Annotated in this window: 22 protein-coding genes; 8 read left to right on the top strand and 14 right to left on the bottom strand. The window is 54.9% G+C overall.

Annotated features, from left to right (window positions below; all coding sequences use genetic code 11):
* Positions 1-219: a helix-turn-helix transcriptional regulator gene (locus tag RB620_RS07930; RefSeq protein WP_308093288.1), complete on the top strand. Its 219-nt coding sequence runs from the start codon at positions 1-3 to the stop codon at positions 217-219.
* A 39-nt stretch (positions 220-258) separates the two neighbouring features.
* Positions 259-1,218 carry an NAD(P)-dependent alcohol dehydrogenase gene (locus RB620_RS07925; RefSeq protein WP_308093286.1) on the top strand — a complete coding sequence of 320 codons (960 nt, stop codon included), beginning with the start codon at positions 259-261 and terminating at the stop codon, positions 1,216-1,218.
* A gap of 1 nt (position 1,219) precedes the next feature.
* On the opposite strand, the gene RB620_RS07920 is transcribed toward RB620_RS07925, so the two are convergent.
* Together RB620_RS07920 and RB620_RS07915 are read right to left on the bottom strand one after the other, a co-directional pair.
* Complete coding sequence (locus tag RB620_RS07920; protein ID WP_308093284.1) at positions 1,220-1,912, bottom strand: response regulator; 693 nt, start codon at positions 1,910-1,912, stop codon at positions 1,220-1,222.
* A gap of 17 nt (positions 1,913-1,929) precedes the next feature.
* Positions 1,930-4,038, bottom strand: a complete 2,109-nt coding sequence (locus tag RB620_RS07915; protein ID WP_308093282.1) for a histidine kinase — start codon at positions 4,036-4,038, stop codon at positions 1,930-1,932.
* Positions 4,039-4,239: 201 nt separating this feature from the next.
* On the opposite strand from RB620_RS07915, the gene RB620_RS07910 reads away from it, so the two are divergent.
* On the top strand, positions 4,240-4,821 hold the full coding sequence (locus tag RB620_RS07910) for a hypothetical protein (RefSeq protein WP_308093281.1): 582 nt from the start codon (positions 4,240-4,242) through the stop codon (positions 4,819-4,821).
* A 199-nt stretch (positions 4,822-5,020) separates the two neighbouring features.
* The gene (locus tag RB620_RS07905; RefSeq protein WP_308093280.1) at positions 5,021-5,992 is read left to right on the top strand and encodes an alpha/beta fold hydrolase; all 972 of its coding nucleotides are present in this window, start codon (positions 5,021-5,023) and stop codon (positions 5,990-5,992) included.
* A gap of 20 nt (positions 5,993-6,012) precedes the next feature.
* Here the strand turns inward: RB620_RS07905 and RB620_RS07900 are convergent, their stop codons facing one another.
* Complete coding sequence (locus RB620_RS07900; protein ID WP_308093279.1) at positions 6,013-6,849, bottom strand: ABC transporter permease; 837 nt, start codon at positions 6,847-6,849, stop codon at positions 6,013-6,015.
* On the bottom strand, positions 6,846-7,841 hold the full coding sequence (locus tag RB620_RS07895; RefSeq protein WP_308093278.1) for an ATP-binding cassette domain-containing protein: 996 nt from the start codon (positions 7,839-7,841) through the stop codon (positions 6,846-6,848). Before RB620_RS07895 ends, RB620_RS07900 begins: the two co-directional genes overlap by 4 nt.
* Positions 7,842-7,964: 123 nt before the next feature.
* On the opposite strand from RB620_RS07895, the gene RB620_RS07890 reads away from it, so the two are divergent.
* A complete protein-coding gene (locus RB620_RS07890) occupies positions 7,965-8,732 on the top strand; it encodes a TetR/AcrR family transcriptional regulator (protein WP_308093277.1) in 768 nt (255 codons plus the stop codon).
* 206 nt (positions 8,733-8,938) lie between these two features.
* Here the strand turns inward: RB620_RS07890 and RB620_RS07885 are convergent, their stop codons facing one another.
* The gene (locus RB620_RS07885; protein WP_308093276.1) at positions 8,939-9,163 is read right to left on the bottom strand and encodes a hypothetical protein; all 225 of its coding nucleotides are present in this window, start codon (positions 9,161-9,163) and stop codon (positions 8,939-8,941) included.
* 124 nt (positions 9,164-9,287) lie between these two features.
* A complete protein-coding gene (locus tag RB620_RS07880) occupies positions 9,288-10,562 on the bottom strand; it encodes a hypothetical protein (RefSeq protein WP_308093274.1) in 1,275 nt (424 codons plus the stop codon).
* Between the two features lie 232 nt (positions 10,563-10,794).
* Between RB620_RS07880 and RB620_RS07875 the strand changes: the two genes are divergently transcribed.
* Positions 10,795-11,751, top strand: coding sequence for a DUF975 family protein (locus RB620_RS07875; RefSeq protein WP_308093273.1), 957 nt, complete (start codon positions 10,795-10,797; stop codon positions 11,749-11,751).
* Between the two features lie 306 nt (positions 11,752-12,057).
* A complete protein-coding gene (locus RB620_RS07870) occupies positions 12,058-15,924 on the top strand; it encodes a galactose-binding domain-containing protein (RefSeq protein ID WP_374121383.1) in 3,867 nt (1,288 codons plus the stop codon).
* A 79-nt stretch (positions 15,925-16,003) separates the two neighbouring features.
* On the opposite strand, the gene RB620_RS07865 is transcribed toward RB620_RS07870, so the two are convergent.
* Entirely contained in the window at positions 16,004-16,411 is a 408-nt protein-coding gene (locus tag RB620_RS07865; protein ID WP_308093269.1) for a PIN domain-containing protein, read from the bottom strand.
* A complete protein-coding gene (locus RB620_RS07860; protein ID WP_308093268.1) occupies positions 16,405-16,629 on the bottom strand; it encodes a hypothetical protein in 225 nt (74 codons plus the stop codon). Before RB620_RS07860 ends, RB620_RS07865 begins: the two co-directional genes overlap by 7 nt.
* Before the next feature lie 185 nt (positions 16,630-16,814).
* On the opposite strand from RB620_RS07860, the gene RB620_RS07855 reads away from it, so the two are divergent.
* Positions 16,815-18,047, top strand: a complete 1,233-nt coding sequence (locus tag RB620_RS07855; RefSeq protein ID WP_308093266.1) for a Zn-dependent hydrolase — start codon at positions 16,815-16,817, stop codon at positions 18,045-18,047.
* Between the two features lie 66 nt (positions 18,048-18,113).
* Here the strand turns inward: RB620_RS07855 and RB620_RS07850 are convergent, their stop codons facing one another.
* The 6 genes from RB620_RS07850 to RB620_RS07825 form a co-directional block, all read right to left on the bottom strand.
* Positions 18,114-18,320, bottom strand: a complete 207-nt coding sequence (locus RB620_RS07850; RefSeq protein WP_308093264.1) for a hypothetical protein — start codon at positions 18,318-18,320, stop codon at positions 18,114-18,116.
* A 13-nt stretch (positions 18,321-18,333) separates the two neighbouring features.
* Entirely contained in the window at positions 18,334-19,743 is a 1,410-nt protein-coding gene (gene hydA / locus RB620_RS07845; RefSeq protein WP_308093262.1) for a dihydropyrimidinase, read from the bottom strand.
* A 7-nt stretch (positions 19,744-19,750) separates the two neighbouring features.
* The gene (gene preA / locus RB620_RS07840; protein WP_308093260.1) at positions 19,751-21,034 is read right to left on the bottom strand and encodes an NAD-dependent dihydropyrimidine dehydrogenase subunit PreA; all 1,284 of its coding nucleotides are present in this window, start codon (positions 21,032-21,034) and stop codon (positions 19,751-19,753) included.
* A 30-nt stretch (positions 21,035-21,064) separates the two neighbouring features.
* A complete protein-coding gene (locus RB620_RS07835; RefSeq protein WP_308093258.1) occupies positions 21,065-22,447 on the bottom strand; it encodes an NAD(P)-dependent oxidoreductase in 1,383 nt (460 codons plus the stop codon).
* Between the two features lie 64 nt (positions 22,448-22,511).
* Complete coding sequence (locus RB620_RS07830) at positions 22,512-23,867, bottom strand: aspartate aminotransferase family protein (RefSeq protein WP_308093256.1); 1,356 nt, start codon at positions 23,865-23,867, stop codon at positions 22,512-22,514.
* A 24-nt stretch (positions 23,868-23,891) separates the two neighbouring features.
* Complete coding sequence (locus RB620_RS07825) at positions 23,892-25,355, bottom strand: CoA-acylating methylmalonate-semialdehyde dehydrogenase (protein ID WP_308093255.1); 1,464 nt, start codon at positions 25,353-25,355, stop codon at positions 23,892-23,894.
* Between the last annotated feature and the right edge of the window lie 434 nt (positions 25,356-25,789).

Raw genomic sequence — 25,789 nt, 5'->3', positions numbered from 1 at the left:
ATGGCCAAAAGTCTGATCGGCAATCACGTACGCAAATTACGGTTCAATCATGACGAAATGACGCAGCAGCAATTAGCCGATCGGGTCGGCATTACGCGGCAAACGGTCGTTGCCATCGAGAAGGGCAACTACTCTCCTTCGCTCGAGCTTGCGTTCCGCATCGCCCGCGTCTTCGGAACGTCGCTGGAGGAAGTTTTTTATATGGAGGATGAGCAGTAGGCGTAAGGAACAAGCCATTACGATCGAGGAGGAATGGGCATGAAAGCGATTGTCTGCACGAAGTATGGCTCTCCCGAGGTGCTCCGTCTGCAAGAGGTGGAGAAGCCGGAGCCGAAGGATAACGAGGTTCGGATCAAAGTAATGGCGGCTTCCATCGGCCCCTCGGACTGCGCCTTCCGCAAGGGCGACCCGTTCATAGTAAAGCTGATCTACGGACTTCGGAAGCCCAGGCATGCGATAATGGGGACCGAGCTGGCGGGGCTGATCGACGCGGTGGGCAAGGACGTACGCGGCTTCCGCGTCGGCGATCGCATATTCGGGATCAGCGTGACATCGGGCGCCCACGCCGAATACAAGTGTCTGCCGGAAAACAAGCCGCTTGTCCATATGCCGACGTCCCTCGCCTTCGAGGAAGCGGCGGCCATCTGCGACGGAGCCCCGACCGCCTTGACGTTCCTCCGCGACAAGGCGAAGGTGCGCCCCGGGCAGAAGGTGCTCGTCAACGGAGCGTCCGGCGCAGTCGGCTTGGCCGCGGTGCAGCTCGCGAAACATCTGGGAGCGGAGGTGACCGGGGTTTGCAGCGGCGCGAACGCGGAACTCGTCCGGTCGCAGGGAGCCGATCGGGTCATCGATTACACCAAGGAGGACTTCGTATCGAACGGCCTGACCTACGACGTCATCTTCGACGCCGTAGGCAAACGGTCGTTCGCGGCTTGCAGAAGCTCTCTCGCTCCCCGTGGCGTCTTCCTATCCACCGTGCCGTCCCTGTCGATCGTGCTTAACATGCTCGCAACCTCTCTCTTCGGCGGCCGGAAGGCGATATTCGCCACAGCCGGCCTGATGCAGACCAAAGAAAACCTCCTGTATCTCAAGGAGCTTTGCGAGACCGGGAAGCTTAGAGCCGTCATCGACCGGCGATATTCGCTGGAGCAGGTTCCGGATGCCCATCGCTACGTGGATACGGGGCGCAAGAAAGGAAATGTGGTCATTACGTTTTAGTCTATTTATGATCCTTGGACTGCTGGACCAGCCGCCTGGCTTCATGCCGATCGATGACCTGCAACTTATTGAGAATAGTGGATACGTTGTTGGCGACGGTTTTGGCGCTAATGTGCAGGCGCGAGGCGATCTGTCCGTTCGTATCCCCCATGGCGATGCGTTCCAATATTTCGCTCTCCCGCCGGGTCAATTCCTCAAAGGCCGGAACGGCCGGAAGCCTGCTTCCTCCACCTTCCGGTTCATCGGGCTCGTTCGCCCCATCCTCGCGCTGCGGGGCATGCGAAGCAAAATACCGCATCATCCGCTCCGCGATGCCCGGGCTGAAGACGGCGAGTCCACTTCCTACCATTCGAATGGCCTGCAGCAGCTCTTCCTCTTCCGCGTCCTTCAGCACGTAGCCTTTCGCTCCCGCTCGCATAGCCGCGAACACCGACTGATCGTCCCGGTACATGGTGAGCATCAGCACTTCGATATGCGGGAACCGCTCTTTAATGACCCCAGTCGCTTCGATTCCGTTCATGCCGGGCATGCGGATGTCCATAAGGATCAGATCCGGCGACAACTCCCCGGCAAGCTCCAAGGCTTCTTCCCCCGTCGAGGCTTCCCCTATGACGTCCAAATCCTCGGTAGCGGCAAGCAATCCCCGTACTCCGCTTCGAAACATCGGGTGATCTTCGGCGATGACGATTCTCATCGGCTTCCTCCCCTTCCCTATCCTTGTATAGGCAATCTAGCCCAAACTCTCGTTCCGCCGGTCGACGGCAGCTCGAACCCGCATTCCCCGCCGATCTCGGCCGCCCGCTCCTTCATGGAAAACAACCCGATCCCGCCGGTCGATCCGATCTTCCGTCCGGATTCGGAAAGGCCGACGCCGTCGTCCACGATCTCGATAAACAAGCAGCCCGGCTCCGGCAAGGACAGCCGCACTTTGCATTCCTTTGCTTTCGCATGTTTCACGACGTTCACCATGGACTCGGTTACGATCCGGTAGGCAGCCACTTCGGCAGCTGCCCCAAGCGATTCCAGCATGGCCGGGCTTTCCATGACGAATCGAAGAGCCGGGCTATCCGGCATTCCCTCGGGGGAGCGATGCACCGGCTTCTCCATCTCGTCCATGCGAGCCCGAATCGCGCCGACCAGTCCAAGCTGGTCGAGCGCCGGCGGCCTCAAATCGTGCACCAGAGTGCGAATGTCTTCGATCGCCGCGCGAATCGCTTGGCGCTGCTCCTCCAGCATGGCGACCGCCGCGGCGGGATCCCTCTCGATTTGCTTACGGACCGTCGACGTGTTAAGCGCTAGCGCGGCCAGCCTTGGCGCAAGGTCGTCGTGGAGATTGTTGCGGATTCGCCTTCGCTCCTCTTCGCGGGCAAGCACAAGCGTCTCGCGAGACTCCTGCAAATCCTCCGCAAGCTGCCTCATTCCGTGCAGCATATCCACGTTATTGACATGCGGACCGGCATGACGGAGAAGAACCTCCAAGAACTTATTGTCCTCCGCCGACAATAGCTCTCCTTCGGATCGGCTGGCGACGTACAGCGTGCCGAGCGTCTTTCCTTGGTAAATAATCGGAAACCCCCGAAGCTCGTTCCCCTCTTGCCGCTCGCCCGCTTCGGCGATCATCGCCTCCTGTCCTCCAATGCCGATGGCAATGCCCGCGAACGGCAATCGAAGACCGTTCTTCACTTGGCCAGCGATCGCGTTCAGCATCGCATCCGGCGCAATCGGCTGCATAAGCTGGTTGCCAAGCTCGAGCAGGACGGCGTAAGGATCGTCGTGGCGTCCCTTGAGCAGCCGGTTGACTTGCCGCTGCAGCCATTCCTTGATCGGAGCGAACGCCGCCGCCACGAAGCCAGTCGCGATCAAGGAGACGACGAATGGATTCCACGAATCGAACAGTTTTCCCAAATAGACGACAGCCCCTGAATACAGCAGAACAACGCTAGCGGTTAGCGCGCCGTACACAATCGTCCGCCTCACGAGCGGATTAATGTCCCAAAGTCTGCGACGAAGCACGGCAAGGGTGAGCGTGACCGGAATCGCCGAAAGGCAGAGGTGCAGGGCGGCGTTCAGATAGATGAAGCTTCCGGCCTTGCCGTTATAGAAAGCCGGATCGAACAGCACGCTGATGAACGCGAACCCAAGGAAGCTGATCCCCACGCCGTAGACGACCCATTTGGTCTGCTGCCGCTGCTCCGGGGAAGATATCTTCCTGAACCGATAGATCTGGGCGAATATGAGCAGAAACGTTGTCGACATATACCAAACGAATTGAAGAAAAACCGGAAGCTCGATCGCCTGCCAGACGTTCCTTCCATAATACAAGCTTAAGAGATCCACGATCGCGATGACGGCCATCGCATAACGCGACCATGCTGGGACGAATGTGCCGGTCGGGAACAGCAGGCAGAACAAGGAAATCGATATCCAGCCCGCAGCCGAGACGCCAAGAAACCAAGAATGCTCGAACGCGCTTCCCGAACCCACGATGACGAGCGAAGGAAACGAGGTGCCGAACGCGATCATAGCGGTAGCGGCCAATAGCCCCATCGGTTCATGCGGGCTCTTCCATAACAGGATCGCCGCGGAGACGTAGAAGACGCCCGTAAACGCGCAGTCGACCGCGATCAGGGCGAGCGCAACCTCTGTTACCGTCCAACCGCCCTGATTGAGCGTTAGGGCCGGAACCGACACCCCGCAACCGCGCGGGATGCATTCTGCGAGCAGCGCTTCGTAATACCCGGGTATGCAATTGAAATAGAGGGCGGCCGTAACCGCAAAAAATGCCCAAACGAGCAGCCGGTAACCTTTTAATTTATCCATGCTCTCATTATACCGGGACCTCGGAATCGTGAACATATGGCAGGGAACATTTCCCGTATTCGATCCCGATTTTCCCGATTTCGGGAATGCAAGGTTTCCCGATGATTCGGGTCAATCTTGCTCTGCCGTCGGGAAACCCGCTGCGTGTACGATAGGTATCAGGCAGGCAATGCCACTTGAATAACGGAGGGATTTCGAAACATGAATGAGGCAAAGGTTTTACAATGGTTGGGCATGATTTGTTTGCTGGCGGGGATCGCCCGGATCGGCATGACGCCAACATCCTTCATCTGGGGGACGGATAGCGTTCCGGAGCTGGTGTTCGGTTACGTCGCGTGTATCCTTATGTCGGTCGGCTCGATCGCGCTCTATTTGGTGCAATCGAGGGAAACAGGCGTACTTGGTTTTATTAGCGTGCTTGGCATTATTATCGGCAATGTCGTGACGACGGCGCTGCTGTTCATGTCATTTGTCGTGGATACATCCCAGCCGGAGCCGGATAGCCTTGTCGTCGCGATCTCCGGCATGGGCAGCATGGTCGGATTGACGGTAGGCACCGTATTATTTGCCATCATGACCTATCGTGCCAAAGTATTCCCTCGCTGGATAGTCGCTTTGCATGTGCTCATGCTGCTGGGCATGTTCTTGCCCGTCGCGGACAATAAGCTGTTCGCGTTGTTCTGGGGACTGACTTACGTCGGCATGGGGTATTGCATCTGGACCGGAAAGCTCACTCCAGGCGCTGTCGCGAAACCGGGAGCTCAAAAAACGTTAGGCGCGTAAGTCTTCGTTGTCCGGCCTTCTCTACGGCGGGAGCTAAAGATCGGGGCATCCAATAGGGATGCCTCGGTTTTTTCGTTCCCGGACCAAAGGCGAGTACCTTCCCGTGCTTAAGTTGGTTACAACTTCCAACATTTATCTGTATAGTAGTGGAGGACGGCTGGATTCATGGGCAGCGGAAAGTTTAGGAGGACTGATGAACATGTGGAGACGGATACGAAAAATAGCTTTGTACGCGTTCGGCGTACTCGCCGCTTTATTGCTTATTGGAGCCGCCTATCAATGGTACGGTTCGGCGCAGGACAAAAAAACCTATATGCCTTCAGGCAAACTTTACGAAGTAGCAGGCGGCAAAATGCATCTCTATACGGAAGGCGCGGGCGATGTCACCGTCGTGTTCGCTTCCGGTTGGGGGACCGCGAATCCCTACGCCGATTTTTATCCTTTGTACGAAGGGCTGAAGCCGCATGCGAAGATTGCGGTCTACGACCGATTCGGCTACGGCTACAGCGATACGACGGACCGAAAACGCGACATCGATTCGATAACCGACGAAATTCATGAGCTGCTTCGGGCTTCCGGACAGAAGCCTCCTTACGTGTTCGCCGGCCATTCGCTCGGTTCGCTCGAGGTGATCCGATACGCGCAGAGGTTTCCCGAAGAAGTGAAGGGCATTTTGCTCATAGACGGCGGCAGTCCCGAGTACTATCGTTCCAGTACGGAGCTTACCTTGATTCCATGGACGTATGCGGGACTCCGGACAACGGGCGTTCTCCGGGCCTTGTATCAGTTCGACGGCTTCGAGGAATGGGTGAACGACCAAAGCAACGAACAGAAGCTGCTGCCGGAACCTTTGAAAGAGCTAAACCGCGTATCCTCTTTGCTAAAGTCCGGCAATCGGAATATGACGGATGAATTGCGCCAAAGCCGGGAGAACGCCGAAGCCGTCCTGCAAGGCAAGAAACCGTTGGACATCCCCATCACCGTACTGACGGCTGATAGTTTCGGCAAGCTAGACGATGATCAATTATGGAATGAGAGTCAAGCCGCGCTGCCAGCCTGGTCCGTATCCGGCAAACAAGTCGTCGTGAAGGACAGCTCCCACTATATTCACGCCTATCGGCCGGACGCGGTTGTCGACGAACTGTTGAAGCTGGCAGGACCGAAAGAATAACCGCACGGCTATTTGCTTCGTTATCGATTCAAATTCCGATAGCTTCGAACGGCGAGCGGCATGAAAATCGCGATCAACAGCAACGGCCATCCGAGCGCCAGCAGAACGGCATGTTCCGTCACCAACGAATCGCCATGCACGCCCGGGTTCGCGAATAGCTCTCTCGCCGCCATCGAGGTGGCGGATATCGGATTAAACTCCGCGATCGCTCCAAGCCACGCCGGCATCGTCGACGTATCGACGAACACGTTGGACAGGAAGCCTACCGGCCATATAAGAAGCTGTACCATCGATACGCTATGCGGGTTGCTCGCATGAAGTCCGATGAAGATTCCTACCCACAGCACTGCGAATCGCAGCAACAGAAGCAACCCTACAGCCAGCAAGGCATTATTGAAGCCGTCATGCCAGCTCCAACCGAGCAGCAGCCCCGCCACGATTAGAATCAAAAGCCCGATGAACGAATTCAACATATCGACCATGCAGCGCCCCCATACGACTGCCGAAGCATGGATCGGCATCGAACGGAAGCGGTCCGTTACCCCTTTCGACGCGTCGGTCGTGACCGCCATGACGGTGCTCTCCACGCCGAAGAACATCGCCATCGCGAACATGCCCGGCATCAGAAAATCAAAATACGATCCGCCTCCCGGAACCGTCATCGCCCCGCCGAATAAGTACCCAAACATCAGAAGAATCATGACCGGGAACAGCCAGCCGATTAAAACTCCCCATGGATTGCCCATCCAGTGCAAAAGCTCCCGCTTTGACAGCACCCAGACATCGGTTACCGCATACCTTAAGCGCGCCGCGCCCGATGGCCGAACTTCCGCGATATTTCGCTCGATCGTAATCATGGCGATACCCCCTCTTTTTGTTTCCTGTCCGTCTCTCCGGTGAAGTGGATGAACACCTCGTCAAGCGTCGGCCTGCGCAGCACGATATCCTTCGGTTCCAGACCCGATCCGGCGAACGCGCTCGCCACCTTGATCAATGATCCGGTCCGGTCGCTTACCGGCACGCTAATGCGATTCTCTTGCTCATCCACGATCATGGAAGAACCCGCTAGCTCTCTGACAACGCCGGCCGCAACCGCTACATCCTCGCTGCTCAGCAGCGTGATCTCCAGCCGGTCTCCGCCGAACTCGGATTTGAGGGTCTCCGGCGTTCCTTCCCGGATCACCCGGCCTTCCTTCAGAATCGAGATGCGGTCCGCGAGCAGGTCAGCCTCCTCCAAATATTGCGTGGTCAACAGGACGGTCGTCCCCGCCTTCTTGAGCGATCGGATCGCCTGCCATACCTCCTGCCGGGCCAGCGGATCCAGACCGGTGGTTGGCTCGTCGACGAATAGCACCTCCGGGGAGACGATCAAGCTAGCCGCCAGATCAAGCCTTCTCCGCATGCCGCCCGAATATTTCCCCACGGGCTTGCCACCCGCTTGGACCAAGTCGAATTGCTCCAGCAATTGTTCGCAGCGGCGTCTGGCCTGCTTCAGGGTAAGCCGGTTCAACCGGCCGAACATCTCGAGGTTCTGCCGACCCGTAAGCTGCTCGTCGACCGCCGCGTATTGCCCGGCGAGCCCGATACGCGACCGGACGCAATGCCCTTCCTTGCTCACATCATAGCCGGCTACGAATGCCGATCCTTCGTCAAGCTTGAGGAGAGTCGTCAATATTTTCACCGCCGTCGTCTTCCCGGCTCCGTTCGGCCCCAGAAGGCCGAAGATCGACCCCGTTGGAACCTCCAGCGTCAATCCGTTCAGTCCCGGTCCGTCATTCTTTTCCGTTTTCCCAAAATGTTTTTTTACATCGTACGCCTGAATCGCATAGGGTCGTTGCTTCTTTTCCACCGGCTCCATCCTCCTTGAAAGTTATCGTACACTGTACGGTACAGTGTATCATTACGCTGTTTTATCTGTCAATGCATCGCGTGTATAATGATAATATCTAACATTCGGATTGGAGTCTTGCAGATGAGTCCTAGCAAATCAGGAAACGATTACGCGCGAAGCTTGAGCTTATTGTGGGGATCGCAAACGGTGCCCGGCCGCAGCGGCTTGACCGTTCAGAAGATCGTGGCGGCAGGCATGGACATGGCCGACGAGAACGGCATCGAGCAGTTATCGATGCGCAAGGTCGCGGAGCGGCTCGAAGTAGGCGCGATGTCCCTCTATACGTATGTTCCCGGCAAGTCCGAACTGCTGGAACTCATGTTGGACAAATCCCAAGCCAACCTTTACGCTTGCGACGATATACGCGCCGAATGCGGCGGAGACTGGCGGGAAGCGATGCGTTTCATTGCCAAAACCAATTGGACCCTCTTCGGCAAACACCCTTGGATTACGGAGTTGTCCGGAAGAAGGCCCGTTTTCGGTCCCCACATCGTTCTGAAGTACGAAATGGAACTGAGCGCCCTCGACGGCATCGGCCTGTCCGATATCGAGATGGACTCCACCCTCTCGCTCCTGCTCATGCACGTGGAAAGCTGCGCGAGGCTGCAGACAAGCATGAACCGCACGCAGAAGACATCGGGCATCGACGATAACGAATGGTGGCTGGAATATTCGACCGCGATGGAGAATATGGCGGATTGGAGCAGGTTCCCGGTCTCCTCCCGGGTCGGCAACGCCGCGGGCGAGCTGCACCAGAGCGCCTACAGCCCGGAACACGCTTATCAATTCGGCCTGGAGCGGATTATCGCGGGGACGGCAGCGCTGATCGGTCGTTCGGAGCCCCGCTGATCGGCCTCGCAGGCTAACGAATCGAATGAGACCGTAGATCGCTCCGAAATCGCCGTAACCATTCGATTTGATCTAACGGAACTCCGCGCTCTTATTCTGCGATTATGAGCTTTAGTGGAAATCTAACGGAAATATGAGTACCTATTCCACTGAAATTGGCGTTTTTCAGGCTGAAAAACATTAATAAGGTACCGTACTTCCGTTAGCTATTCAAATCGAACAAAATCAGCCGAATAACGGCAGCTGCTTCCGTTAGCAGCTAAGAACAACCGTAATGGTAACGGTTTTTTTAGATCGTTATATTCGTTTACCCTTGTTATCACGCGAAAATTGGTGAGAGTGTCCACCAGACTTTCGTCTTGCCTTATTTTTGTGGAATAACGACTGTGAAGCTCTAACAACGCAGCTGCTTGTTGCTGCCCACCATTCATCGACAGTCTCCCAAGCAGCGTTATTCGCATCCAAATGAGCATTTTCTCCTTCGTAGAAGCTCAATTGGTGCAAATAACGCCGCTGAAGTTCGTAGAGCAACGAGCCGGGCTTGTTTGGAACCAACTAATCAATCAAATACTCAAAATAAAGTTCGTTCACGATGCCGTCTTTGAGATCGATAAAAAGAGTGATGTAGTCCCCTTCGCCTACCGCATAGGTAAAGTTGCGTGGCGGTGTTCGTCCGTCCAACGCAATCTCGACGTAAGGGTAAACCTCTTCTACGCGTTCCGCCACATCTCCTACGCGAATCCCCAACGAAGTCGCGTACCGATCATTTGTAACTCGCATGTTGACCACATAATATCGATCCCCCTTAGGGGAATATAGGGTTAGTTCAAGCCCATCATAGGTTAACGTCTTCACGTGCATGCCGTTAAAGGTACCTGCATCCGGTCCAAGCTGCTCGTGTGTCTCGCCAATTGGCTTGCCGAGCAGCTCAGCAATATCTTTTTCGTTATCCCAGTCCCGTAACGAGACATAATCGCCTCCCGCTTGGATCGCGTGAAGCGGAATTTCGCCTTCCACTTCAGGCTCGACGTTGAAATGGATCGCCTGCAGAACGACACCTTGCGCGGATAGACCGTAGTTTGCTTCCACTGTGCCGAGCTTGATTTGCTTCTCGCCGGCGCCGACCATAACCTCCGCGGTTACATAGGTGCGATCCGGCTGCGCTTGAACGGTATACGTGACCGAGTCGTTCGCAGCAACGTTTTGGCCCCAATTCGCCATTAGCTTGGCATCCATTATTTTCTCGTATAGTTGCTCGTTAACGGTCAGCTTAATCCACACATAGCCGTCGAGAGGAGTAATTTGCGATTTTATGTTCTGTTTCATGTATTCCGCTGCTGATGGAAGCTTGTATTCGGTTAAATCCTTGGTGTTGATCACATGCAACTCTTCTTGTCCTGTAGAGCCGCTCGAATTCAGGTTTTTCCGTATGACAACCAGCTCGTCAACATCATCTTGATTGAGGTCGGACAGATGCATTGACGCATTCACATGATTGGCCTCCCCGTTTAACTTCCAATCAAACGTTTGAATTTTACCGTTCTCCCCTTCGATAAACACGAACGAATTACCGCCATTGCTATCTGACCCTTCCTCCGCATAAAGCTTTAATCGTCCGTCCGCCGTTTCTGCCAGCTTCTGTTTCACCGATTCTTCAATCGTGCTCGTAGGGCTCGGCTTCACAGCTCCCTGCATGCTTTCATCAGAGCTCGTAAGTTCGATCTGGAATCCTAACCAAATACCGGCTCCGACAAGAATGACCACAACCAGCACAAGCGAAATGAGCCAGCCTGAACGATTCAATTGACTTTTGGACTTGTTTTTTCTCATATTCGAACCTCCTCCGTATCCCACATTCTAATTGACTGTAAAATACAAGAAAAAGTTTCTTGGGTTGGAAGCATTGTTTTAAGCTCAGAAATGACAGGCGTTACCGCATTAAATAGGGCGCAGTGCCGACATATGCATCCCATCGCTCATATTTTCCAAATAATATCACTTCAACCGGAATGAAATCCGTTGTAAGATGAGAAACGGAGTATTTATGGGAAGAGGGATTCGGATGTGGAAACGCAAAGATTTGAAACGTAGAGCCAAGGATGTGCTGCGGACAACGTATTGGAAGGCTTTCCTGGTCAGCATCATCTTGATTTTCGTTGGCAGCAGTGCTAGCGGCGGCTCGAGCATCGTCTATGATGCAGGTTCGCTCAGCATTGATATGATCGTGAATTCAGACGATTACGGTTTCGGTAACGATTATGATTACAGCAACGAATATGATTACGAAAATGATTTAAACTACGAGGCCGAGCTCGATACGGAGATCGATTCCGAGCTGACTTCAGAACTCGGTACGGAGCTCGATTCCGAACTCAATACGGAGCTCGAAACGGAATGGGATTCCGACTACTATGAATATGAAACGGTAGATATCGATTGGAGCTTCCTCTGGGAGCCCTATATGTTGATCGTTTGGGCTATCCTTTTGATCATGCTGGCATTCGGCCTGGCATTCCGGTTCTTCCTCTTATCCCCGCTCGAGGTCGGTTCGATGCGCTACTTCAAGCAAGCGGCAGAGCAAGACGCGAATTTGAACAATCTAGGTTACGCTTTCGGCAAGGGCCGATACGTGGATATCGTCAAAACGATGTTCTGGCGAGGTTTGCTGAACTTCTTATGGTATCTGCTGCTTATCATCCCGGGGATCGTGAAATTCTACGCGTACAGCCAGGTGCCGTACATTCTCGCGGATAACCCCAACATCGGATACAAGCGGGCGGTCAGACTAAGCAGCCAGATGACGCGCGGCCACAAATTCCGCATATTCGTGCTCGACCTCAGCTTCATCGGTTGGATCCTGCTCGGTTTTCTGGCTTTATTCGTCGGCGTCCTGTTCGTGTTGCCTTATATCAACGCCACGAAAGCGGAGCTGTACCTGAAGCTTCGCGAGGGTGCGCTCGAGAACGACCTGACGACGGAAGAAGAGTTGCTTTTGCACGATAATACGATTCTTAATTAGCATGTCTAGATGATAGTCCGGCCCCCCTCTCGCACGAGAGGAGGGCCGGACTTTTTACTATATGCATTGTTAATGTGACGAACCATAAGATTGCACATATTCGTCGTAGGAATACATCTTCATGCCATTGGACAATTCCATTAAGCTAAGGGCATACGAGAAATGCCGCAACTCGCTGGTTGCTGCAAGAAGTTGGCGCGCTTATTTAGGGGGTGATCATCAAAAACAAACGGCAGCTTCATTGTTTTTTGAAAGCGCATTAATTGGGTCGCAATGAATAGACTAGGAGGATGTTTAATGTTATCCATGAACGCTTTGGTTAGAAGGAATCCTTACGTCATCTGGTTTCTCGCTTTCGTCATCGCACTGTCTCCGATTACGCTATACCCTCCCGCAGCTTCTGCCGCCGGCGGACCTAACCTCGCCTTGGGCAAGACCGTTACGGCCAGCGGACATGCCGACGTCTACACGGCCGGCAACGTCAACGACAACAATCAGGGCACCTATTGGGAGAGCACCAACAACGCATTCCCGCAATGGATTCAGGTTGATCTCGGCTCCAGCGTCAGCATTGATCAGATCGTGCTGAAGCTGCCCTCGGGCTGGGGCACACGCACGCAAACATTAACCGTGCAAGGCAGCACGAACGGCTCTTCGTTCACCAACATCGTCGGCTCCGCCGCCTATACGTTTAATCCGGCGGTGAGCAATAACACGGTGACGATCAATTTTGCCGCTGCCAGCACCCGCTATGTTCGGCTGAACATAACGGCCAACACAGGCTGGCAAGCCGGACAAATTTCCGAATTCGAGATCTACGGCTCGACCGTAACGCCTACCCCTACACCTACGGTTACTCCGACTCCAACACCGACGGGTACTTATCAAGCGGAAAGCGCCTCGTTGACATCCGGAGCCAAAGTGAACACGGACCATGCTGGCTTCTCCGGGTCGGGCTTCGTTGACGGCTACTGGACACAGGGCGCCACGACGACCTTCACCGTGAACGCGGCTTCGGCCGGCAACTACGACGTGGCTTTGAAATACGCGAACGCCATGGGCGATGCCCGCACGCTCAGCGTCTACGTCAATGGCGCCAAGATCCGCCAGACTACGCTGAACTCGCTTGCCAACTGGGATACTTGGGGCACGAAAACCGAAACACTGACGCTGAACGCCGGCAGTAACACCATCGCCTACAAGTACGACGCGGGCGATACCGGTAACGTCAATCTCGACCAAATCACGGTAACATTCAACTCTACGCCTACTCCAACTCCTACAGCCACACCTACACCAACGCCTACCGCAACACCTACACCGACACCTACGGCAACACCTACACCTACACCTACACCTACACCGACAGCTACTCCAACGCCTACGCCTGGCGGCAATATCGCGTTGAACAAACCCATCACGGCATCTTCCATCATTCATACTTATGTAGCAACGAACGCCAACGACGGCAATACGGCTACCTACTGGGAAGGCGGCAGCAGTTCCAGCCAATTGACCGTCGATCTCGGCGCCAACTACAACATCACGTCGATCGTCGTGAAGCTGAACCCGGCCACCGAGTGGAGCACGCGTACCCAAACGATTCAAGTACTCGGCAACACCCAGACGTCGTCCGCGTTCAACAATCTGGTTGCTGCCCAGTCCTATACGTTTAACCCAGCCACCGGCAACAATGTAACGATTCCGGTCACGGCCACGGCGAAGCAAGTGCAGCTGAACATCACCGCCAATTCCGGCGCTCCGGCAGGCCAAGTCGCCGAGTTCGAGGTATATGGCAGCCCTGCTCCGAACCCTGATCTGACGATTAGCGGCATGTCCTGGACGCCCGCTTCTCCGGTCGAGACAAGCGCGATCACGCTGAACGCCACTGTTCAAAATATCGGCAACACCAGCTCTCCCGCTACTACGGTCAACTATTATCTTGGAAGCGAGCTTGTCGGCTTCGCGACGGTAGGCGCATTATCTGCCGGCGCAACAATAACCGCGACGGTCAATATCGGCGCCAAGAATGCCGGCACATATGCCGTAAGCGCCAAGATCGACGAAGGCAACGCGGTCATCGAGCAGAACGAGACCAATAACAGCTACGTGAACCCGGCATCGCTTACCGTCGCTCCCGTATCCAGCTCCGATCTGATCGCGACGACGACTTGGAATCCAAGCAATCCGAGCGGCGGCAACACGGTCACGTTCACCGTTAATCTCAAAAACCAAGGCAACATCGCATCCGCGGGCGGCGCCCATCCGATCACGGTCGTGCTGAAGAATGCCGCAGGCGCCACGATCCAAACGCTCACCGGATCGTACAGCGGCGCGCTCGCCGTGGGCCAATCCGTTAACGTGAACGTCGGAACATGGACGGCGGTCAACGGCAGCTATTCGGTTACTTCGTCCGTCGCGGCCGACGGCAACGAAGTCGCCATCAAACAAACCAACAATACGAACACGGTAAGCTTGTACGCCGGACGCGGCGCGAACATGCCGTTCACGGTCATGGAAGCAGAATCCACCGGAAACGCGACGAACGGCACCAAGCTGGCGCCTAACTTCAAACCCGGCGACTATGCGGGAGAAGCTTCCGGACGTTCCGCCGTTCATCTGGACGCGACTGGTGAATACGTGGAGTTTACGCTCACTTCCCCGGCCAACGCATTCGTTCTTCGCAACGCTGTTGCGGAGAATACGACCGGAACGGTCAGCGTCTATGCGGACGGAGTAGATAAAGGCAACTTCACGGTCACGTCCAAGTTCTCCTACTTGTACGCGACGCCAAGCACGCTTGGACGACTCGGCTACGACAATGCTCCCGGCGCCGGTTTAACGGCTTACTGGCTCTATGAAGATTCCCAGCTCATGCTTGACCAAGTGTACCCTGTCGGAACAAAAATCCGGATCCAAAAAGATGCCGGCGACGTGCCATGGATCTATGTCGACATGATCGAAACAGAGAATGTCGCTCCCGCGGCAACAAACCCGGATCCGAGCAAATACGTGCAAGTTTCCGCTACGAAGTCCATTGAACAAGCGCTGAACGAATTCAGGCAGGATGCCACGAAAAAAGGCATTTTCATTCCTGCCGGCGAATGGGCCATCAATAGCAAGATCTTCCTCTATGGCCGCGCCACCGAGATCATCGGCGCAGGACCATGGCATACCAAGCTGGTCGCGCCGCAAAACCAAAGCAATACCGACGTCGGCTTTAACATCAGCTCGGCGGCTAACGGATCGACGATCAAGGATTTGTCGGCTTGGGGCAACTATATTTACCGCGTCGACGGGCCGGGCAAATTCATCGACGGCAACGGCATGCAAAATGTAACGGTCCAGAACGTCTGGGCGGAGCACTTCGTCTGCCTCTATTGGGGAGTCAACTCTTCTTACAACACGTTCAAAGACAACCGGATCAAAAATACGTTCGCGGACGGCATCAACATGACGAACGGCTCTTCCTATAACGTCATCGACAACAACTATTCCAGAGGAGCAGGCGACGACGCTTTCGCCTTGTTCAGCGCGGTAGATGCAGGCGGTTCCTACAACGTGGGCAACCAGTACACTAACTTGACGGCAACCAACGTCAGACGCGCGGCGGCATTCGCCGTATACGGCGGCTCGGGCAACCTGTACCAGAATCTGTACGGCGCCGACACGCTGACGTATCCGGGCCTCACGATCAGCAGCCTCAGCTTCGGCTACAACACGCTCGGATTCGGCGACCAAGACACCGTCATCGACGGCGTTACGCTCGACCGGACGGGCGGCGATTTCTGGACCAGCGTCGGCGCAGACGACAAAATTAACGAGTACCAGAACTTCGGCGCGGTCTGGTTCTTCGGCGGCGACCGGACATTCAAGAACATCCTGCTGAAAAACGTGGACATCAACAATCCGGTCTACTACGGCCTCATGTTCCAAACGAAGTCTCCGGAGAACCTCGCGATGCAGAACGTTCGGGTCGAGAACGTCAACATCAACAACCCGACGCGTTACGGCATCAAGCTCGTCGTACGCGCCGAGCAAGGCCAAGGACCGGCTGTCGGCGGAGCGAGCTTCACGAACGTGAAGATCAACAACCCCGGCGTTCAAGCGATCTACGGCGAGAGCGGATGCCCGAACTTTATCGTGAATCGGGTATCGGGCAATAATTGGTGAGGTAACACTGCGCCATTTAAACAACAAACAGCTTACTCGGATGACCGGGTAAGCTGTTTGAGCATATTAAATTATTCGTTCAAATCTCAATTGAATTAATGATGTTAATGCCATATTGTTCTGCAAAACGCATACCCTTATCAAGCGTGTAAATATCGTACTTTTTATGAACGGCAGTAGCAACAATTAATGAATCCGGCGCTTTCACATTCCGATTCGATTCTTTCCGCTGTTCCATTCTCAAATTCCCGGCAATCGTGGCAATATCATTATTTACATCGATGAAACGGTTCACTCCAATATTTTGAACAGCTTTCCATTCTATATCGTTTTTCACTCCGCTAAGCAATTCGCACTTTGTGATGACGGAAAAATAAAAATCGTAACCGCTTTTTTGAAGGTTTAGTATCGTTTGAACTATCGTACGGTTATCATTTAACAATCCGATAGCGATATTGGTATCGAGTATTACCCCCTTCTTTACCATTCTCTTCGCATCTCTTCGCTTTCCTTCAGCCATTCTTTCGCGCGGTCATCCGAAATCGTGCCTCTCACGTTCATAAGATCCGATATATCAACTTCATCGTATTCACTGATCATGCTGTTCTTCAAATCAATTACAATACAATCACTTTCATTAACATCATATTGTTTAAGTAACTTCCTAATTGCATCTGTGGTGTTCTTATCGATTTTTTTGGCCATTGAATAGTCCCCCTTAATCTCACGGTATTATCTGTTCCGCTCATTGCCTTCTCTATTGATTATACCATTATTCTTAAGCCTTTCGATATTCATTAATCCGGTGTCGGGCAATAATTGGTGACGCAGCTAATAAGATAAAGTAGAAGTGCATTTTGGCTTCAATCGTTGGGAAAAAGGTGATGAGGATGCGTCGACAACCGTTACTCGTTAACGCTGGCAGGCTGAGAGAGACGCTCGATACGTTCGCGCAAATCGGCGGGACGGATAACAACGGCGTTACCCGGCTAGCTCTGACGAAAGAAGACATTCTCGCCCGCGATACCTTCCGCGCCTGCTGCGAAGAGATTGGGATGACCGTCGAATCGGACGACATGGGTAACGTCTGTGCAACGCTGGCAGGCGTGCAGGACGCCCCTCCCATCGTGATGGGATCGCATCTCGATTCCGTGAAGAAGGGCGGGCGGTTCGACGGCGTGTTGGGCGTGATCGCAGGCCTTGAAGTCGTAAGAACGTTGATCGAGCATGAAGTGAAGCCGTGCTTCCCCATTACGATCGTGAACTTCACCAATGAAGAAGGCGCCCGGTTTGAGCCTTCGATGATGGCCTCGGGCGTCCTTTCTGGGAAATTCGAGAAGTCCTCGATGCTGAACAAAACGGATTCCGAAGGCGTTTCGTTTGAAGCCGCGTTAAAGGCAAGCGGATACGAGGGCTCTATCGCGAACCGGATCGCCGAAGCTACGGCTTATCTGGAGCTTCATATCGAACAAGGTCCTTGTCTCGATCAAGAAGGTTTATCCATCGGCGTTGTTGAATGCGTGGTCGGCATGGTCTGCTACGAAATCGAAATAACTGGCGAATCCAACCATGCCGGAACGACGCCCATGACGATGCGGAAAGACGCTTTCTTCGAGGCCAATGATCGCGTTAGCGAGCTGCGCCGCCAGCTTGATCTGCTGGGCGACGGCGAGCTCGTCTACACGATGGGCCGAGTCCAAGTGTATCCGAACATCCATACCGTCATTCCGAATAAAGTCGTGTTCACGATCGAAGCCAGACATAAGAACGAAGACATCCTCCGCGAAGTCGAGCGTATCATCGCGGGCTTAAACAACGGGGCCGGCGATGGCGGCTGCACGATCCGCATCTCTAAATTATGGAGCCGCAACACCGTATGGTTCGACCCGGACCTATGCTCCCGCATTGAACAATCGGCGCGCGCGTTAGGCTATTCATACCGAAGGATGGTCAGCGGCGCGGGCCACGACGCCCAGTTCACGGCAAGCTTTCTTCCGTCAGCCATGATCTTCGTCCCCAGCGTGAACGGAAAAAGCCACTGCGAAGAAGAGCTTACTCCTTACGAGGACTGCGCCAAGGGAGCGAACGTGCTGCTCGAAACGGTTATGGCCATCCTGGATTGAGAAAAGGCTGCCCCACGGTAGATTCTTCTACCGGAAGGGCAGCCTTCTTTCTTCATAATCATCCGTTTAATCAAGAAGACGGGCAATGATAAGGCTGGACACATATTTTCTGGCATCCGCGCTGACGACGATCAGCAGCTCCGTTCCTTGTTCGGAGCTCCATAACACATCCATTCCGTCCAGATGCTCCCTTATGCCGATAATTGCGTAGCCTTGATCAGCGAAAGCATCGATCCGCTGTTTCTCATCCAAATAGTCCGCCCAGCTCGACATCGATCATCCTCCTTCAAGACTTGTTGACCGCTCCCCGTTTCAACGGTTCGAACCGCGCGCGGCGCAAATATTGTCCGTAGCCGGGTTTGCCTACGAACTGTTTGTCCCGAATGACGAACTCTCCCCGGATCATAACGGATATCGGCTCTCCTGTTACGGTCATTCCTTCGAAGGCGTTGTAATCCACTTTCATGTGATGGGTTTCCGCCGAGATGACGCGCTCCGATTTCGGGTCAAAAATAACGATATCCGCGTCGCTGCCTATCGCGATCGTCCCCTTCTTAGGGAATAATCCGAACAGCTTGGCGCTTGCCGTCGAGATGATATCCACGAATTGATGGATGGATATTCTTCCCTTCCCGACACCCTCCGAATAAAGGATCGCGAACCGGTCTTCGATCATCGGGCCGCCGTTCGGTATTTTCGTGAAATCCGAGAGTCCAAGCTCCTTCTGGCCCTTAAAATCGAATGAGCACTGATCCGAACCGATCGTCTGCAGCTGCCCGTTTCGGAGCAGATCCCACAAGACGTCTTGATTCCACTTCTCCCTCAGCGGGGGAGACCACACATACTTGGCGCCTTCGAAATCCGGCTTCTCCAAATACGATTGATCCAGCACCAAATATTGCGGGCATGTCTCGCCGAACACGTTCAGCCCTTTCTTCCGAGCCTCAGCGATACGCCAAGCCGCTTCCGCGCAAGTCACATGCACGACGTAAAGCTGGGAATCCGCGAGCTCGGTCAAATAAGCCGCCCTGCCCGTCGCTTCTCCCTCCGCCGCCGCCGGCCTCGTCAAGGCATGGTAGATCGGCTCCGTGTGGCCCCCCGCCAATGCCACCTCCGTCAAATGTTCGATCACGTCGCCATTCTCGGCGTGAACCATGACGAGCGCTCCGTGCGTTTTGGCCGCGAGCAGCGTCTTGAAGAGCGTGGCGTCATCGGCTTGAAGCACGTTTTTGTACGCCATGAACACCTTCAGCGACGTAATGCCTTCTTGCTCGATGATTTGCGGAAGCTCGCTCAAGACGTCATCGTTGATTTCGGATACCATCAAATGAAAGCCGTAGTCGATGGCCGATTTCCCAGCCGCTTTGGCATGCCAGGTTTGCACCGACTCGGACAGCGGCCTGCCCTTGGCGGTTAAGCAGAAGTCGATGATGGTCGTCGTGCCTCCGTAGGCGGCAGCGATCGTGCCGGACTCGAAGTCGTCTCTTGTCACCGTGCCGCCGAACGGCATATCCAGATGGGTATGAGGATCAACCCCTCCAGGAAACACATAACATCCCGTCGCGTCGATGATTTCGGCATCCTCGGCCTGCAAGCTGGCGCCGATCATCGCGATGACGCCGTTCTCGATCAATACATCGCCGACGTACGTATCGGCCGCGGTCACGATTTGACCGTTTCGGATTAGCTTCTTCATGGTTCGCTCACCCCGCTTCGAATGAAGTTGCATTCAGCTTGGACAGCGCCGCCTCCCGCTCGTTCCAGGTCATCGGCGAAAGCCCGCTTTCCACCTCGACCATCTCGATGGCGCCTTCGACGGGGCACACGATGGAGCACAGATTGCAGCCCACGCAATCCTCCTCCCGCACTTTCAAGAAGGGAGTCCCATCCTCGGCATTAAGCATGTCGATACATTGATGCGAAGTGTCCTCGCATGCGATATGGCATTTATTGCAGTTAATGCACGTGTCTTCGTTGATTCGCGCGACAACGCGATAGCTGAGATCGAGATCCCCCCATTTGGAATACTTCTCCACGCTTCTGCCAACAAGCTCCTGAACCGAAGAAAGTCCTTTATCATCCAAATAGTGGGTAAGCCCGTCGATCATCTCCTCGACGATGCGGAAGCCATGATGCATCGCCGCCGTACACACTTGCACCCCGCTCGCGCCCATCAGCATGAATTCGGCTGCGTCCTGCCAGCTGGAGACACCTCCGATTCCGGAGATCGGAACGCCGACGGCCGGATCTTTGGCGCATTCCGCCACCATGCTGAGCGCGATCGGCTTGACGGCCGGACCGCAGTACCCTCCGTGCGCGCCTTTGCCTGCAACGTGGGGAATCGTATGCCAGGTGGCGAGGTTGACGCCCGCCAAACTGTTGATCGTATTGATCAGACTGATCGCGTCCGCCCCGCCCAAAACGGCATGGCGGGCCATCACGGTAATATCCGTAATGTTCGGCGTCAACTTGACGATAACAGGCGTCGCGGCAACCTCCTTCACCCAATACGTCTGCATTTCCACCAGATCGGGCTGCTGGCCGGACGCCGAACCCATCCCCCGCTCCGCCATGCCGTGGGGACAGCCGAAGTTCAGCTCCAACCCGTCTACCCCTATCGCTTCGACTCGCTTCACGATTTCATGCCACTTCTCTCGTTTCGGCTCTACCATCAGCGATACGACGAGCGCATGCTTCGGGAATCTTTTTTTCGTTTCGTATATTTCCTTCAGATTTACTTCCAAAGGCCGATCGGTGATCAGCTCGATATTGTTAAAGCCGGCCACCCGCCTCCCGCCGAAGTGAACGGCGGCGAAACGGGAGGACGTGTTGATAATCGGATCTCCGAGCGTCTTCCAAACGGCTCCGCCCCATCCCGCTTCGAAAGCGCGCTGCACTTGATAACCCGTATTCGTCGGCGGCGCCGACGCCAGCCAGAACGGATTCGGTGCCTCGATGCCGGCTAAGCTCATGCGAAGATCTGCCATACTCCTCTCCCCTCCCTATCGATTCGTCAATTAAGAAGCTTCATTGGATCTGGAGGCGAACCGGCGGGTGATGGCGGCGGCCGCCTCTTTGCCTTGCTGGGCGGCCGATACGACCATCGCCTCTCCTCCTCCCGATCCGAACGCCACATCCCCTGCCGCATAAATCTTCGGATGGGATGTGACTCGCGTCGCCGGATCGATCTTGACGACGCCCCGGTCGTGCTTCAGCCCGAAGGCCTCGATCAGTCCGACTTGGCGCTTCTGGCCGATTGCCAGCACGACCGCATCGACTTCCATCAGAAATTCGGAACCCTCTATCGGCTGCGGCACCGGTCTACCGTCCTTGCCAACTTCGCTAGAAAACTGCATTTTAACGCATTCCAGATGGGTCACTTTCCCCGCGTCGTCGCCAATGATTCGCTTCGGCATCGTCATCCAACCGAATTCGACGCCGTCCTGCTTCGCGAATTCGTATTCGAACGGATAAGCCGTCATTTGTTCCTTCGCGCGGCGGTAGACGATCTTGACGTTCTCTGCGCCGAGCCGCACCGAGCAAGTCGCGGCATCGATGGCCGTGTTGCCTGCTCCGATCACGGCTACCTTGGCGCCGGAGAGGGCAATCGGAAGCGTATCCTTCTTCGTGTTTTCGATGAAGGCGATGGCATCGTAAACGCCGGCCAGCGATTCTCCCTCGATGCCAAGGGAAGGCACTTGTCCCATCCCCACCGCCAATACGACCGCGTCGTAATCATTCACGATTTGTTCGGCCGTTATGTCGACCCCGATCTTGACGCCGGTCCGAATGTCCACGCCGAGCTTCTTCACCTGTTCAACCTCCCACAGGGAAACCGGCATCGGCAAGCGGAAGGATACGATGCCATGGGTGTTCAGTCCGCCGGCAAGCGGCTTCGCTTCGAAGACCGTAACCGCGAATCCGCTTCTAGCCAGTTCGCGTGCGGCAGACAGGCCTGCCGGACCTCCGCCGACGACGGCCGCCCGGAAGCCGTTAGCCGGCCCCGCAGCGAACAGCGACTGTCCGCTTTGGATCAGCCAATCGGTTGCGTACCGCTGAAGCAGTCCGATCATGATGGGCTTCGAGCCGGTATCGTTCAGCACGCATGCGCCTTCGCACAGCTCTTCGGTCGGGCATACGCGCGCGCAGCTGGCGCCGACCGGATTGGATTCCATGATCGTTTTGGCCGAACCTTTCATATTGCCTGTCGCTATTCGCTTAATGAAAGAAGGAATGTTAATGCCCGTCGGACAAGCCTTGATGCAAGGAGCATCATAACAGTACAAACATCGATTCGATTCTTCCATGGCCGCTTTCGGCGACAATCCCGCTACCGCTTCGGCGAAATTCGCTTGGAACGTTTCGGGGGAAATGCTGGCCAGTCGGCTTTGTTGAACCATTTGCATCTTCCTCCTTTAATGGTAGTTCAAAAAGTGCACTTTTGATCACGCTATTGCACGCTATTTAACTGTTCTCCAGCACGCTCTTGATTCGATTTACGATAAAGTCCAGGTCTTCGTCGGTCGATGACAGTGGCGGACATAGGGTCAGCACGTTATTGAAGCCGGCTACCGTTTCGCCGTTTTTCCCAATAATTAAACCCGCCGCTTTGCAATCCGCCATGATCTTGCCGATGACTTCGAGAGATGCGGGACGTTTCGTCTCCTTGTCTTCGACCAATTCGATCCCCATCAAAAAACCGAAGGAGCGAATATCCCCGACAAGAGGATGCTCCAGAAGCTCTTTCATTGCTTCCGCCAACCGTTCCCCCATTAGCCGGGATCGTTCGATCAGGTTTTCCTTCTCGAGAATCTCCAGATTCGCCAGCGCAAGCGCGCAGGCTGCCGGATTTCCTCCAAAGGTATTGATATGGCGCAAGTGGCTGTAAGCGCCCGATTGCTTGAACGCATCATAGATGTCTTGGCGGACGGCGGTTGCGGCAAGCGGGAGATAACCGCTCGTCATGCCTTTGGCCATCGTTACGATATCCGGCTTGATGCCGTAATTGTGGTGGCCGAACCTCCTGCCGGACCGGCCGAAGCCGCATATCACCTCGTCGACGATGAGCAGCACCCCGTGCTGACGGCAAATTTCCTGCACGCGGTCCATGTAGACCTGATGCGGCACGATCACGCCGCCTCCGGTAATAACCGGTTCCATAATGACGGCGGCGATCGATTCCTTGCCTTCCCAAATGATCATGTCTTCGATCGCTTGCGCCTTTTGCAGGTTAAAGTCTTCCACCGATTGCCCCGCTGGGCGTCGATAACCGTCCGGAGGCGCTACATGCAGGAAACCGTCCGCGAGCGGCTCATACATGTACTTCCGCTGCGCCTGTCCCGATGCCGCCAGCGCCCCGAAGGAATTGCCGTGGTAGGCGCGATACCGCGAAATAAACTTATAGCGGCCGTTCTCGCCGATCTGCCGCTGGTATTGCCGCGCGATTTTGAAAGCAACCTCGTTCGCTTCGGAACCGCTGTTGGAGAAAAAAATGACGTAGTCTTCTTCCAGCCACTCGTTCAGCTTCTCCGCCAGACGTATGGCCGGAAGATGGCTCTGCGTCAGCGGATAATAGGGCAATGTCTTTAATTGCTCGTAAGCGGCGGCAGCCAGCTCTTCCCTGCCGTAACCGGCTTGGACGCACCAAAGGCCGGACATCGCGTCGAGATACCGGTTTCCGTCGATATCGGTAATCCACGAGCCCTTTCCTTCCGTCACGATCATAGGCTGCGCGTTCTGCTTGTACGGCGTCATGGGATGCCATACATTGTTGCGGTCCTTCTCGGTCAGCGACTTGATCTCATCGTCCGAATGTCGCATCGGATGCTGCCTCCTATCTTCGCGCTAGTATCGGGCCGTCACCATTTTTTTCCTCGTATAGAACTCCACCCCGTCGCGGCCGTTCGCGTGCAAATCGCCGTAAAACGATTTTTTGTAGCCAGAGAACGGGAAAAACGCCATGGGAGCCGGTACGCCCAGATTGATGCCGAGCATGCCCGCATCGATTTCTTCGCGGAACCGTCGGATCGCTTTGGCGCTGTCGGTGTATAGGCAAGCTCCGTTCGCGAACTCGGATAAGTTCGTCACCTCGATCGCCTCATCCAAGCTTTGGACCCTGACGACCGAGAGAACCGGAGCGAATATTTCGTCCGTCCAAAGCTTCATGCCGGGTTTGACGTTATCGAAGATGGTGGGACCGATAAAGTAACCTTCGCCCTGAAACGCCGCATCCTGTCTCCCGTCCCGCACCAGCTTGGCCTGCTCCTCTTCCCCCGTCTCAATGTAACGGACCGTGCGACTCTTATTGCCCTCGCGGATGACCGGACCGAGGGTAACCCCGGGATCCAGGCCGCTGCCGATCCTTATCCCGTCGGCCGCTTGAACGAGGCGCCTCACCAGCTCGTCCGCGATGTCTCCTACGGCAACGACGACGGAACAAGCCATGCAGCGTTCGCCTGCCGAGCCGAACGCGGCGGAGATCACGTTCCGAACCGTGTAGTCGAGGTCCGCATCCGGCATGACGATCGAGTGGTTTTTGGCGCCGGCCAGCGCTTGGACGCGTTTGCCATGAGAGGCTGCGGTCGTGTACACATATTCCGCTACCGGCTGCGAGCCGACGAAGGAAACCGCTTTGATACGCTCGTCTCTCAGCATGGCATTCACCACATCATGCGCCCCGTGTACAAGGCTGAGAACGCCGGCCGGAAGTCCGGCCTCCATGAACAGCTCCGCTAGTCTAGCGGCAAGCAGCGGCGTTCGTTCGGATGGCTTCAGCACAAACGTATTGCCGCAGGCAATCGCCAGCGGAAACATCCAGCATGGCACCATCATCGGGAAATTAAACGGCGTTATGCCTCCGACGACCCCCAGCGGATACCGGAACATGCCCGATTCGATGTCGGTAGCGATATCCGGGAGCTGGCTCCCCATCATCAGAGTCGGAGCGCTTGCGGCGAATTCCACGCACTCGATGCCGCGCATCACTTCCCCATGCGCGTCCTCGTAGCTTTTGCCGTTCTCTGTCGTTATCAGTCTTGCTAACGGTTCCCAATGCTCGATAAGGAGCTGCTGGTAACGAAATAGGATGCGCGCCCTTCGCGGTACCGGCGTTTTTCTCCAGCTCCGAAACGCTTTCTCGCTTGCATCCGCAGCCGCCCGGAAATCCTCTTCGGTGGAAAGCGGTACGAGAGCGATCACTTCCCCGGTAGCCGGATTGATCACCTCCTCGTATCGGGATGAGACCGATTCCACCCATTTGCCGTCGATCAAGTTCTTTAATTTCACGATCTCTTTTGCCTCTTCCGCCACCCCGTCATCTCCTCTTCGCAAGGTTGAACGCCCGCGCCCTCAGCTTGGACGATTGGATGCTTGTTCCCCATATCTATGGTTATTCTCTTTCGTTTATAACTAGCACTCTTCTTAAATCCGATCTAACCCGCAGCACGCCAAAAAACCTCTATCCGTGAAGGAAAGAGGCTGCCTTGAAAAGAAAATAAAGGATTCGACTAGACATGCTAAAAGAGATATTTATAATAGGCCGGAAATTCTCGTATGATGGAGTAAATATCTCTAACCTCAAAGATTTTGGCATGAGCTCCATATACTTCATTAATATTCATTTTTCATGACTTATGCAGTTCATGAGATTAACCGGTAATTGTGAGAATTTATGCTTGAATAAACCGGCCACATGGTCATGGAGAGAATCTTGGGCCAGTATGCGGAAATAAGGCTTGCAAAAC

It is taken from the genome of Paenibacillus sp. LHD-117, assembly GCF_030929555.1.
Taxonomy (GTDB): Bacteria; Bacillota; Bacilli; order Paenibacillales; family Paenibacillaceae; genus Pristimantibacillus.
This window is presented reverse-complemented; position numbering and strand designations above follow the sequence as displayed.